Annotated in this window: 13 protein-coding genes; 7 read left to right on the top strand and 6 right to left on the bottom strand. The window is 38.9% G+C overall.

The window, feature by feature from the left end:
- Positions 1–10: 10 nt before the first annotated feature.
- The gene (locus AC1M86_RS05570; RefSeq protein ID WP_481607452.1) at positions 11–1,273 is read left to right on the top strand and encodes an acyl-CoA dehydrogenase family protein; all 1,263 of its coding nucleotides are present in this window, start codon (positions 11–13) and stop codon (positions 1,271–1,273) included.
- A gap of 174 nt (positions 1,274–1,447) precedes the next feature.
- Here AC1M86_RS05570 and AC1M86_RS05565 read toward each other — a convergent pair whose 3' ends face one another.
- Positions 1,448–2,767, bottom strand: coding sequence for an acyl-CoA dehydrogenase family protein (locus AC1M86_RS05565; RefSeq protein WP_481607451.1), 1,320 nt, complete (start codon positions 2,765–2,767; stop codon positions 1,448–1,450).
- Between the two features lie 196 nt (positions 2,768–2,963).
- Here AC1M86_RS05565 and AC1M86_RS05560 point away from each other — a divergent pair, with 196 nt between their 5' ends.
- Positions 2,964–3,173: a hypothetical protein gene (locus AC1M86_RS05560; RefSeq protein ID WP_481591093.1), complete on the top strand. Its 210-nt coding sequence runs from the start codon at positions 2,964–2,966 to the stop codon at positions 3,171–3,173.
- A 46-nt stretch (positions 3,174–3,219) separates the two neighbouring features.
- Here the strand turns inward: AC1M86_RS05560 and bioB are convergent, their stop codons facing one another.
- Both bioB and queG read right to left on the bottom strand, forming a co-directional pair.
- Positions 3,220–4,209, bottom strand: a complete 990-nt coding sequence (bioB, locus tag AC1M86_RS05555; protein ID WP_481592720.1) for a biotin synthase BioB — start codon at positions 4,207–4,209, stop codon at positions 3,220–3,222.
- A 290-nt stretch (positions 4,210–4,499) separates the two neighbouring features.
- Complete coding sequence (gene queG, locus AC1M86_RS05550) at positions 4,500–5,603, bottom strand: tRNA epoxyqueuosine(34) reductase QueG (protein WP_481607450.1); 1,104 nt, start codon at positions 5,601–5,603, stop codon at positions 4,500–4,502.
- Positions 5,604–5,623: 20 nt separating this feature from the next.
- On the opposite strand from queG, the gene AC1M86_RS05545 reads away from it, so the two are divergent.
- Both AC1M86_RS05545 and AC1M86_RS05540 read left to right on the top strand, forming a co-directional pair.
- A complete protein-coding gene (locus AC1M86_RS05545) occupies positions 5,624–7,135 on the top strand; it encodes an NAD(P)H-hydrate dehydratase (RefSeq protein ID WP_481607449.1) in 1,512 nt (503 codons plus the stop codon).
- A gap of 15 nt (positions 7,136–7,150) precedes the next feature.
- Positions 7,151–7,429, top strand: coding sequence for an acylphosphatase (locus AC1M86_RS05540; RefSeq protein ID WP_092766403.1), 279 nt, complete (start codon positions 7,151–7,153; stop codon positions 7,427–7,429).
- 23 nt (positions 7,430–7,452) lie between these two features.
- On the opposite strand, the gene ruvC is transcribed toward AC1M86_RS05540, so the two are convergent.
- A complete protein-coding gene (gene ruvC, locus AC1M86_RS05535; RefSeq protein ID WP_481607448.1) occupies positions 7,453–7,998 on the bottom strand; it encodes a crossover junction endodeoxyribonuclease RuvC in 546 nt (181 codons plus the stop codon).
- 122 nt (positions 7,999–8,120) lie between these two features.
- Here ruvC and AC1M86_RS05530 point away from each other — a divergent pair, with 122 nt between their 5' ends.
- Complete coding sequence (locus AC1M86_RS05530; protein ID WP_035263802.1) at positions 8,121–8,705, top strand: FxsA family protein; 585 nt, start codon at positions 8,121–8,123, stop codon at positions 8,703–8,705.
- Positions 8,706–8,811: 106 nt separating this feature from the next.
- The gene (locus AC1M86_RS05525) at positions 8,812–9,453 is read left to right on the top strand and encodes a LysE family transporter (RefSeq protein ID WP_179998148.1); all 642 of its coding nucleotides are present in this window, start codon (positions 8,812–8,814) and stop codon (positions 9,451–9,453) included.
- Here AC1M86_RS05525 and AC1M86_RS05520 read toward each other — a convergent pair.
- Positions 9,397–9,606, bottom strand: coding sequence for a hypothetical protein (locus tag AC1M86_RS05520; RefSeq protein WP_035263798.1), 210 nt, complete (start codon positions 9,604–9,606; stop codon positions 9,397–9,399). The genes AC1M86_RS05525 and AC1M86_RS05520 overlap by 57 nt on opposite strands.
- A gap of 306 nt (positions 9,607–9,912) precedes the next feature.
- Between AC1M86_RS05520 and AC1M86_RS05515 the strand changes: the two genes are divergently transcribed.
- On the top strand, positions 9,913–10,155 hold the full coding sequence (locus AC1M86_RS05515) for a hypothetical protein (RefSeq protein WP_035263796.1): 243 nt from the start codon (positions 9,913–9,915) through the stop codon (positions 10,153–10,155).
- Positions 10,156–10,200: 45 nt separating this feature from the next.
- Here the strand turns inward: AC1M86_RS05515 and metK are convergent, their stop codons facing one another.
- On the bottom strand, positions 10,201–11,367 hold the full coding sequence (gene metK, locus AC1M86_RS05510) for a methionine adenosyltransferase (RefSeq protein ID WP_035263794.1): 1,167 nt from the start codon (positions 11,365–11,367) through the stop codon (positions 10,201–10,203).
- Positions 11,368–11,739 lie beyond the last annotated feature (372 nt).

Here is an 11,739-nt window from a genome sequence, read left to right as displayed (position 1 = left end):
GAAATTTATTATGACTATATTAAATCAGAATGAAGAACTTTCACTTGGTGCCAACTATGAAGAGGTTGCAGCAAAGTTTCGACCGATTTTTAAGCGGATTGCAGAAGGGGCCGTTCAACGAGAAACCGATCGTGATTTGCCTCATGAACAAATTAAATGGTTAAACGATGTAGGTTTTGGTGCATTACGTGTACCAAAAAAATATGGCGGTGCAGGTTTTACCCAACAGCAACTTTTCCAAATCTTAATCGAGTTGGCGACAGCGGATTCAAATATTGTGCAAGCTTTACGTGGACATTTTGCATTTGTCGAAGACCGTTTAGTGGCCCATAAAGATCAATCACAAGCGTTTTGGTTTAAGCGATTTGTAAATGGTGAAATCGCAGGAAACGCTTGGACAGAAGTCGGTAATGTTGAGATAGGCGACGTCATTACCCGAGTGAAACAAAATCAACAAGGCGAATATGAAGTTTCAGGAGAAAAGTTCTATTCTACAGGTACTATTTTTGCCGATTGGATTGATCTTTTTGCCTATGATGAGACCACTGATCAGCATGTGATTGCAGCGGTCTCAACTAAAGCTAATGGAATTAAAGTACATGATGATTGGGATGGATTTGGTCAAAAAACAACGGGAAGTGGGACGCTAAAAATCAACCAAGTGTCGATTGAACGAGATCATATTTACCCGTTTGATCAGCGTTTTAAATATCAAACAGCTTTTTATCAAGTTGTACATCTAGCAACACTGACCGGCATCGCATTTTCTGCGGTGGAGACCTTTAGTGAGGAAGTGCGTAAGCGTACTCGAATCTTTAGCCACGGGAATGCTGATCTTGTCCGTGATGATGCTCAGATTCTACAAGTGATTGGTAAGGCATCTTCCCAAGCATTTGCCAGTCAAGCCATTACTTTAAAAACAGCTGCAGCACTGGATGATGCATATTTAAGTCACTTTAATGCGTCATCTGAAAAAGATCATGAGATTAATCAAATTGCGGAACTAGAATCTGCTCAAGGGCAGGTCGTCATTTCTGATCTTGTACTTGATTTAACAACTAAACTATTCAATAGTTTGGGTGCTTCAGCCAGCGCTTCATCAAAACAGTTAGATCGTTTCTGGCGTAATGCAAGAGTTGTATCCTCACATAATCCGATTATTTATAAGGAGAAAGTGGTGGGAGCTTTTGTTGTGAATCAAACTGAATTGCCATTTGTATGGCAAATTGGTAATAGTCCTTTGGCGAAACATTTGAAAACTCAAGCTGCCTAATTGATGTAATTTCGATGATGCTGCTAAGAAGGTCCTGTTAAGGACCTTTTTACTAGGTTCGTAAATAAGAGCTCTAATAGCCTAAGCGATTTAGATAGATCACTTTAAAAAACACTAAAAAAAGACACTAAAAAAAAACACTAAAGAATAGTGTCTTAACGATTTAAAGCGAGCTCAAGAAGCCTTATCTGTTTGCAGAAGCCCTGATTCATCAACTTTACCGATACGCCATTGATAAGGGGGCAATGCACCATTTACGCTAAAGTCTCCGACAATTCGATCTTTATAAATTCTTGGGTTGTGTGATGCAAGCGTACGAATATTTCGCCAGAAACGATCTAAAGCTAAGTTTTTATCAGTGGCTGATGCTCCTAGAGCATCAAAAATGATGGTCGAAGCATTTAATGCAAGTGTGGTGATAATGGTTTGAGATTGAGCAACCTCTAATTCTGCTATGGCATTTTGATCTGCTTCGAGTTGTTCATTATCATTCAACCCAGCTTCAAAAGCACGTTGTATCGCCTGTGCATTTTTTCCAATAATTGCTGCAGTGGTGTACGCGACACCACGAATTTGACCCACCACTTGTAGGATTTGAGCATCATTACGGACGAAGGAAGCATTGGCATGCGTATAATTTCTTTCACGTTTATAAACCTCAGCTGATACTTCATAGCTTGCTGCTCTTGTAAGCCCTGAAATAATTGCCAATTGAATCAGTTGATAGAATGCTGCTGAATATTTAAAGCGCTGTTGGTCTCCGATGACATCTTGTTGATTCACAACAACATCAGTGAACTTAGTAGTACCACTTGCTGTAAGAATTTGACCAAAACCATTCCAGTCATCCACAATCTCAACACCTTCAGCATGTCGAGGGATTAGAATACTGGCTGATTCTCCATACAAATCAGTAATACCCACATCAATCCAGTCTGCATACAAGCTTCCTGTGGTATAAAATTTTTGTCCATTCAATATCGTGCGTCCCTCAGCATCTTTGGAAAGTCTCGTTTTAAATTCATGAATGGACTCATTTCCACCTTCAGACCATGCGCTTCCAATAATTTGACCTTGAGCCACTCTAGGAAGCCATATAGATTTAAACTGTGGGTCGCGGCTGAGCAGTAAATCTTCCACAAAGCCAAAATGTACGCGAAGTGCCTGCGGTAAATTTGCATCAGCTTCGGCAAGTTCGATTAATAGATTAAATAATTCTGGAATCGTTGCATCAAATCCCCCTTGCGAACTGGGTAAGCGAAGTTTCGTAAAACCGATGTCTTTTAACCATTGAATCTGTTCAAAAGCTAAAATTCGCTTTTTTTCGCGTTCTGATCGCGAAGCTTTGATTTTTTCAAATGTAGGTCTGAATAACGAGGCGAGATTTTCATAACGTGAAGAGGGTCCTTGTCCCCATACAGCATTAATTTGTGTGGTCAGTGCGCTGGGGCGGTGTTGCAATGCAGTTTGAGGTTTTAAATTAATAATACTCATAATAATCAGTCTTTATTCTAAATTAAAATAAAATAATAGCGCTAATAAAATGTGTGAAAATCGATTTATTGTGATATGTAAATATAATATGTTGGATTAATAAAAAATTAGATATTATCTTAAATAAAGAAAATGATATTCAATAAAATGAATTGAGATATAATCATATTGTGATTGGAGAAAGGGTTTAAATTAAATGGGTAAAGATTTTAAATCCAATACTTATATTTGTGATGATCATGTCATAGATACGATTTATTGGTTGATGCACCACCAAGATAGTTATGATCGCTTTGAGTTTGATGCATTTAGTCAAAAAATAACGGTACACCATGCCAATGGAACAGATGAGATTAAGCCAGGACAGTATCTTAATGCCAGTTATGGCATATTGATCACATCATAAAAACCGAAGCAAAGCTTCGGTTTTTTTATTTAGCTAATCTTATGAATTAACTTGCCATTGCATCTATAGTCAGCTCTGATACAGTCGGCTTCGCTTTTTCTGCTTTTAGACCTAACTTATCGAATAACTGCTTATCTTTGCCTTCACCAGCATTAGGTGTCGTTAAAAGCTTTTCACCTGAGAACAAAGAGTTAGCACCCGCCATAAACGCTAATGCTTGATCCGAATCAGAAAGAGATTCACGACCCGCTGAAAGTCTTATATAACTTTTTGGCATGATAATACGCGCTACGGCAATAGTGCGAATCCATTCAGTCACATCGAGTTTTTCAACGTCTGCTAAGGGTGTGCCTTCGATCGGCACAAGCATGTTGATTGGTACCGATTCTGGATGAATAGCTAAGGTCGCAAGTTCATGTAATAGACCAATACGATCTTGAGTATCTTCACCTAAGCCAACAATTCCACCGCTACACACTTTCATGCCTGCTTGGCGTACAAAGTCTAAAGTATTTAAACGATCATCATAAGTGCGTGTGGTAATCACATTTGGATAGTACTCACGAGAGGTATCTAAATTGTGATTGTAATAATCTAAACCTGCTTCTTTTAAACGTTCCGCTTGTGATTGATTGAGCATCCCTAAGGTCATACAAGTTTCAAGTCCTAGGGCCTTTACCTCACGTACCATTTCAAGTACATAAGGCATATCGCGTTCATGAGGATTTCGCCATGCAGCACCCATACAAAAACGAGATGATCCAGAAGCGAGAGCTTCTTTGGCTTCATTAATTACTTTTTCAACAGCAATTCTTTTTTCGGCCTCAAGTTTGGAATCATAACGTGCAGATTGAGAACAGTATTTACAATCTTCAGGACATTTACCCGTTTTGATCGATAGTAATGTACTGACCTGAATGGTATTAGCATCAAAGTATTGACGATGCACGCGTTGTGCTTCGAAAATTAAGTCCATGAAAGGTTGTTCATAGAGTTTTTGTATTTCTTCACGCGTCCAATCATTGCGTACTTGCATAATTTATCCATCAATTAAAAAGCTACTTATTTGATCATACTGTAATTTTAATAATGCAAAATCGTAAAATATGACAATAATGACTCAAAAAAATTATCAAATTTGCCAACTCAATAGAAATTAATCATTGTGGATTTAGTTACAAACTTAACTATTTTTATGCGTTTTTCGCCGCAGAATTATTTTTTGGGAACTTGAAGTTGAGAACTTGTTGCTAACGTGTGCTTAAAATTTCAGATCATGCTCAAAATGGTGATTTTGTCTTGTCAAGTCATCTTGGAAAAGTAGTGTTAATTATTTCTTTTTGAGTGTTGTTCTTGTACTGCCCAGTCAATATGGATTTGCACAATCTCACTAGACTGATTTCTTTTTAGTATCAATTGCTCAATATTGTTTGGATGATACGGTGCATTCCCGATTCCAATCGCAATATTCCGCATAAAGCTTTCATAGCCTGTTCTACGCAGTGGACTGCCTTCTGTGTTGGCTAAGAATGTTGCTTCGTCCCATTGCCATAATTCAATTAAAGAAAGACGATCCAGCCCATGACGGGGATGGAAATCAGCAACCGTTGTGATTTGTGCGAAACTATTCCAAGGACAAATCAGCTGGCAATCATCACATCCAAATACGCGATTACCTATGCCACGGCGTAGTTCTTCAGGAATCACCCCTTGGTATTCAATGGTCAGATAGGCAATACATTTTCGGGCATCTAATTGATATGGCGCTACAATTGCCTGCGTTGGACAAATATCAATACATGCTGTACATGAGCCGCAATGCGCACTGGCAGGCTCGTCAAAGGGTAATTCAAGAGAACTAAACAGTTCACCGAGTACAAAAAAGGAGCCCGATTTTTTGTGGATGAGCAGGGTATGTTTGCCTGTCCAACCCATACCTGCAGATTCAGCGAGTGATTTTTCAAAAATAGGCGCTGAATCGGCGAAAGGTCTTGATTCAAATGGACCGACTTTTTCTCGAATAAGGTTTGAAAGTGTTTTTAATTTACCGCGCATGGTTTTATGGTAATCCCGTCCGCGTGCATATCGCGCAATAACGGCAGAATTAGGGAAATCAGGTACTGTTCGAGGTTGAGGTCGTTCAACCAAATAATTCATTCTGACGCAGATAATACTTTTTGTATGGGGAACCAACAGTGTTGGATTAGCACGTTTTTCCAAATTTTCTTCGAGGAACTTCATGTCACCATGAAATCCTTGATCTAAATATGCTTTTAATCGAGGTAATTCATCTTGAGCATCAGGTCGGGCAATGACACAATCAGCGAAGCCCAGTTCCAATGCTTGAGATTTAATCCAAGCTTTAAGCGCATGAGGATCAAATTGCTGTGTTGGAATACGAGCTGGTATAGATGAGAGAGATTGAGTCATAAATAAAAAAAGGAACGATAATGCATCAACAAGTTTATCACAGCAGTGAGATACAAGCTTGGGAACAGCGCTGGTTTGACGATCAAAATAGTGCTTTTGGTCTTATGCAGCAAGTTGCTTGGATGATGGCACAAGAAATCATCACAATTCTTCAAGGTATTGAAAAAAAGAAAATCCGTATCGCAGTCTGCTGCGGCAAAGGAAATAATGCAGGGGATGGTTATCTTGTTACGTACTATTTAGCACAGCACTCTTTATCACGACATTGTTCATTCAACCAAAATCTAGAAATCGATATTTTTTATTTTTCACAAGTCGATCATCACTCGGCTGACTCCTTGCAGAGTGCTTATAAAATGAGTCAATCCATACCACTTAAGCAGTTCACCGATCTGAACCATTGTAAGGGTTATGATGTCTATATTGATGCATTGTTTGGAATTGGAATTAATCGTACTTTAAGTGAAGACTGGCAGAGAATTATCCATCATATTAATGAGCAAGACGGCGTCAAAATTGCGATTGATATGCCGAGCGGTTTAGATGCAAATACAGGTCAACCATTACCAATGGCTATTCATGCTCAGCATACGCTTACCGCACTCGCATATAAGGTAGGGCAATTTGTAGGGCGTGCACAGGATTTTATAGGACATCTAAAACTCATTCCCATTTTACCATGTGACTCAGATTTAAAACCTGTGGCCCGATTAAGCCCAGTCAAAACAATTTTGCCGCGACGACACTCTACAGGACATAAAGGAACGTATGGGCATGTGCTCGTGATTGGCGGTCATGCACAAATGGGAGGTGCGGTGATTATGGCGGCTGAAGCTGCATTTGCCGCTGGGGCGGGTAAAGTCACGATCGTGTGTGATGCTAAACATCATTCAGCAATTTTGTCACGATCTCCCAATGTAATGGTGCAGGATATTAATCGTTTCGATCCATCACAACGAAAAAATTTGCTACAGCAAGTCGATTCGATTTGTTTTGGAATGGGGTTGGGACGTGATGATTGGGCAGCTGAGCAATATGATCAATGGATGAGTATTCTGTCCTCTACGAACAAACCGACTGTACTCGATGCTGATGCATTGTGGTTCTTATCTGAAAAGCCCATTCGACTTAATGAGAGAACTTACGCAACGCCACATCCTGGTGAGGCTGCAAAACTTTTACACTCTAGCGTGGCGGAAGTTGAGCATGACCGCATCAAAGCAATTAAACGATTACAAACACTGTATGCTGGTGAATGGGTATTAAAAGGTGCAGGAAGTTTAACAATTGACACGCAGCAAACCATTTGGATTTGCACCCAGGGTAATCCAGGAATGGGTACAGGTGGAATGGGGGATATTCTTGCAGGAATGATTGCTAGTCTTAAAGGACAATTGTCTAATTCCATCCAGCTTCATGAAATTGTTAACTTACATGCCGTGGCAGGTGATGTATTGGCTCAACAGGGTGAACGTGGTTTGTTAGCTCAGAATATGGCTAAAGCGATTTATCAAATAGTAAATCTAAAATAAAATTCAGGGATAGATATGCGATATTTAAAATTAACGATACAAGGTCTTGTTCAAGGGGTCGGATTTCGTCGCTGGTTTATGGAACAAGCCTTAAAGTTGCATTTAACTGGTTACGTTAAAAATATGGATAATGGGGATGTGGAAGCTATCATTGTTGGCACATATAAAGATGTAAATGACATGATCAAACTGGCCATGGCAGGGCCTCATAATAGTAAAGTTAAGCAAATCTTCTATGAAGACTTAATTGACATCAAAGAGCGTGATTTCGATAACTTTCAAATTCGCCAATAAGTGCATTGAGTGTCGAGAGACTTTTAACGTCGACGACTACTGCTGCGGCTTCGTCCACGTGCCATTCCACCTAAAGCATTTAAAACAGCCAATTTACTCATACTGCCAGAGGCATGTGCATGGCAAATTGCTGCGGCAAGTGCATCTGCAGCATCTGCTTGTGGTTTAATACTTAAATTAAGTATGTGCATAACCATCATTTGAACCTGTTCTTTATCAGCAGCGCCATAGCCAACAACAGATTGTTTAATTTGACGCGCAGTATATTCAGCCACTTGTAGATCTAAATTGACCAATGCCGCTATAGCTGCACCGCGTGCTTGACCAAGTTTTAAGGCAGAGTCAGGATTGACCGCCATAAATACCTGTTCCACAGCAGCTTCGGTAGGACCATGAAATTTAACGATTCTTTCAATGCCTGAAAAAATTCGTTTTAGACGCTCAGGCATGTCAGGTGTTTCAGTGCGAATTGTTCCAGCATCAACAAAAGTGAGTTTTTGCCCCTCTTTTTGAATAATACCGTAACCTGTTAGACGTGAACCAGGATCAATTCCGATAATTAATGACATTCCATGACTTTAAAAATAAAATAATGCCCATATTGTTACATAAGCGTATGAAAAAAGCTTGATACAGATTGAGCAGATGATTACGACCCTATATTTAAATTTTTGAGATTAGATTACATTTCATGAAATTAGCTCTTATTGTTTTAATCGGTATAGTCCTTGAAATCTTCGTATGGGTCGGTGTGGGTGATCTAGTCGGAAGTATGTGGTATGTATTCTTCTGGTTTATTGCTGCATTCTTTATTGGTTTAAATATGGTTCGTTCTCATGCATCAGGTTTAATGCCACAGATGCAGCAAATGCAACAAGGTCATATGAGTGCTGATCCGAATTTGACCAATAACTTACCTAAAATTATTGCGGGTATTTTCCTTTTGATTCCGGGGTTAATTTCCGATCTATTCGCCTTACTTATTCTAATTCCACCTGTTCAAACAGCATTTAAAGCGGTGATGATGAAAACCATGATGAAGCGTCAGCAAGCCATGATGGAAAAAATGATGGGTGGTATGATGGGAGATATGGGCGGCATGGGTGGTCAAGCAAATGGTCAGAATCCATTTGCAGATTTAATGCGCCAAATGCAAGAAATGCAAAGCCAGCAGCACGGTCGTGGTTCAAATGACTCTACTATCATTGATGGTGAAGCAAGAGAAATTACACCTGAAGCAAAGAAAATTGAAATGAAAGACGTTAATCAAAAGTAAATTGCGCATGTTCAAAACCAGATGTAATGTCTGGTTTTTTTATTTTTGTATCTCGATTTTCCTAAAAAACAGTATAATTCAAACAATTTTTATTCATTTTTGATTTATGTCTCTATTACTTACCATCTGTGTCCTACATCTTGTTGCTCAATTGAGTCCTGGACCTGATATTTTGTTGATTGCCAAATGCGCAGCGTCAACCACAATCGCAAACACGTTGAAAGTTATTTTAGGTATTTCTATTGGAATTTTATTTTGGGTGATTTTAACCTTATCAGGTTTTGCACTTTTGATTGCCCAATTCCCATGGATTCAACAAGTCTTAATGTTAGTCGGTGGTTTATTTTTGGCAAAAATGGGCTGGGCGATGCTAAAGGGTGGTTGGCAAACCTATAAGTCTTTTAAACTTGATGCAATTGATGAAAATCAGTTACCTTTAAAAGCTGAAAAATACTTTCTGATGGGGTTGTTTACAAACCTATCCAATCCTAAAACACTGATTTATTTTAGTAGTGTATTTTCACTTGCCTTAACTGCTTCAGCACCAGAGATGTTGAAAATACAACTGGCAGTCATTATTCCGATTCAAACGTTTTTAACCTTTACGTTTTTGATGGTCGTTTTAGCACGACCTAAAATTAAACAGCTCTACCAGCGTTCAGGGCATTACATAGATATGGCATCGGGTGGTCTATTTTTGATCTTTGCAGTCTGGTTGTGGATAGATGCGCTTATTTTGCTTAACTGAATCCTGATCTAACTCTTCTGTTTGAGTCAGAACGAGCGTGTCTTGCTGATAACGTCTTGGTCGCAAAGTTGCTTCAGTATTTTCAGAACCTTGATAAGAGCGACTTCTGTTTGCTCTTTCTCTCAAGCCGCCTTTCTTAATTAATTGAACCATCGTCATATCATCATTTTTTAACTACGTTTATTTTACTTCAATTTATGATTTCCATGCGGATATGATGGGCGAGTGCGTGAATAAAATATGGATAATCTCTAGAAGAAAAAAGAATGATAGAGCAGGTTGTCAAAAAAAATTCATATAGATATCTGATAATACAAGATATTGAATGAAGACATAGATGGTTGCTGTTTTATAGCTACATCTGAGGTTGATTATTGGTGAAGGCTTATATAGTATAAATATTAGCCTCTAAGGTGATGTAGATAAAAATAAAAAGACAGTCAAATCGGGAGGATGAGTATGCTGTATCAGTATCATTGTGCGTGTTGCGACAAGGTGGTTGCTTCGACAGACAAAGTGTGTTCTGAATGCGGATCACAAAATATCAGAACACCTTATGGTTTTTGGATATTTTGTATCATTGCGTGTTTAGCCGCAGCCATTGTGTTTAAAGTGGCCCATTTATATTTACAAGATAACCAAAATGTCCCTGTGAAGCAGTCGTTTTTGGACACGCTTCATCAAAGTGATAAAGCAAATTGAATCTATAAAAAAGCCCACATCAATGTGGGCTTTTTTATTTGGAAATTACAAACCAGCTGATGCTTTAAGCGCTTCAACCTTGTCTGTCTTTTCCCAAGTGAATGCAGTATCAGAACCTTCACGACCAAAGTGACCATATGCAGCAGTTTGCTTATACATCGGTTGAATGAGATTCAACATACGTGTAATACCATATGGACGTAAATCGAAATGCTCTCGTACCAATGCAATAATCAATTCTTCAGAAACCTTAGCAGTATTGAATGTATTGATTGAGATAGATGTTGGTTCAGCAACACCAATCGCATAAGACACTTGAATTTCACATTTATCGGCTAGACCAGCGGCAACAATATTTTTTGCAACATATCGACCAGCATAAGCAGCAGAGCGGTCTACTTTAGATGGATCTTTACCAGAGAAAGCACCACCACCGTGACGAGCCATACCACCATATGTATCTACAATGATTTTACGACCTGTTAAACCACAGTCACCGACTGGACCACCAATCACAAACATACCAGTAGGGTTGATGTGGAATTTGGTATCCGCATGGAACATATCTGCTGGAATTACTTTTTTCACGATTTCTTCAATGACAGCTTCTTTTAAATCAGTCTGTGAAATCTCAGGATCGTGTTGAGTCGATAATACGACCGCATCTAAACGAACAGGTACGCCATTTTCGTATGCAAAAGTCACTTGGCTTTTCGCATCTGGACGTAACCATGGCAAACTTCCATTACGACGAAGTTCTGCTTGTTTTTCCATAAGACGGTGCGCATACGAAATAGGAGCAGGCATTAAAACATCTGTTTCGCGACTCGCGTAGCCAAACATTAAACCCTGATCGCCAGCACCTTGATCTTCAGGTTTTTGACGATCTACACCTTGAGCAATTTCAGGAGATTGTTTGCCAATCATGTTGATGACAGCACAAGTTGAACCATCGAAACCTAAATCAGAATGATGGTATCCAATGCCATTTACGGTTTGGCGTACAATTGCTTCAAAGTCTACATTTGCAGTTGTTGTGATTTCACCTGCAAGAACAACAGCACCTGTTTTTACAAGCGTTTCACAAGCAACCCGCGCATATGGGTCTTCTTTTAAGATTGCATCCAAAATAGCATCACTGATTTGGTCAGCCATTTTATCTGGATGGCCTTCGCTTACAGATTCTGAAGTAAATACAGCGTACTCGCGCATAAGTCCTATCACAGTTATTTCTAAAGACGCAATATGGTACATCGACTTAACGTTAAGGACTAGCTTAACCTGACTAAAAAACATGAATTTATGTCATTTTTGTGTTTTTTTAATTGATATCATCATCTGTTAAATTGATAAGTGAAAACTTTTGTATAAGACTTATTCTTTTTAAGACTGAGCTGAAATACAAAACAGCTTAAGTGGGTACGAAAGAATGTGAATACATGATTCAACATCAGTACTTTAAAAAAAGGCCAAGCCACTAAAAAATATTGGATTGAATTGAATATTGATAAAACCGACTCGCATTGTATGAATTTTTTCGCTTTAGGGCTGAAATATACGTTTCTGGGCTTTACGCTGTTTGAT

The organism is Acinetobacter sp. ANC_7654, assembly GCF_056779855.1.
The sequence above is the reverse complement of the archived record's forward strand: the minus strand, read 5'-3'. Positions and strand labels throughout refer to the sequence as shown.

What these genes read in the sequence shown, in the direction of transcription:
- queG (WP_481607450.1), bottom strand. Translation starts at nt 5,603, where the DNA reads ATGACTCAATCTCTCTCATCTATACCAGCTCGTATTCCAACACAGCAA.
- bioB (WP_481592720.1), bottom strand. Translation starts at nt 4,209, where the DNA reads ATGCAAGTACGCAATGATTGGACGCGTGAAGAAATACAAAAACTCTAT.
- AC1M86_RS05540 (WP_092766403.1), top strand. Translation starts at nt 7,151, where the DNA reads ATGCGATATTTAAAATTAACGATACAAGGTCTTGTTCAAGGGGTCGGA.
- AC1M86_RS05565 (WP_481607451.1), bottom strand. Translation starts at nt 2,767, where the DNA reads ATGAGTATTATTAATTTAAAACCTCAAACTGCATTGCAACACCGCCCC.
- metK (WP_035263794.1), bottom strand. Translation starts at nt 11,367, where the DNA reads ATGCGCGAGTACGCTGTATTTACTTCAGAATCTGTAAGCGAAGGCCAT.
- AC1M86_RS05525 (WP_179998148.1), top strand. Translation starts at nt 8,812, where the DNA reads ATGTCTCTATTACTTACCATCTGTGTCCTACATCTTGTTGCTCAATTG.
- AC1M86_RS05570 (WP_481607452.1), top strand. Translation starts at nt 11, where the DNA reads ATGACTATATTAAATCAGAATGAAGAACTTTCACTTGGTGCCAACTAT.
- AC1M86_RS05545 (WP_481607449.1), top strand. Translation starts at nt 5,624, where the DNA reads ATGCATCAACAAGTTTATCACAGCAGTGAGATACAAGCTTGGGAACAG.
- AC1M86_RS05515 (WP_035263796.1), top strand. Translation starts at nt 9,913, where the DNA reads ATGCTGTATCAGTATCATTGTGCGTGTTGCGACAAGGTGGTTGCTTCG.
- AC1M86_RS05530 (WP_035263802.1), top strand. Translation starts at nt 8,121, where the DNA reads ATGAAATTAGCTCTTATTGTTTTAATCGGTATAGTCCTTGAAATCTTC.
- AC1M86_RS05560 (WP_481591093.1), top strand. Translation starts at nt 2,964, where the DNA reads ATGGGTAAAGATTTTAAATCCAATACTTATATTTGTGATGATCATGTC.
- AC1M86_RS05520 (WP_035263798.1), bottom strand. Translation starts at nt 9,606, where the DNA reads ATGGTTCAATTAATTAAGAAAGGCGGCTTGAGAGAAAGAGCAAACAGA.
- ruvC (WP_481607448.1), bottom strand. Translation starts at nt 7,998, where the DNA reads ATGTCATTAATTATCGGAATTGATCCTGGTTCACGTCTAACAGGTTAC.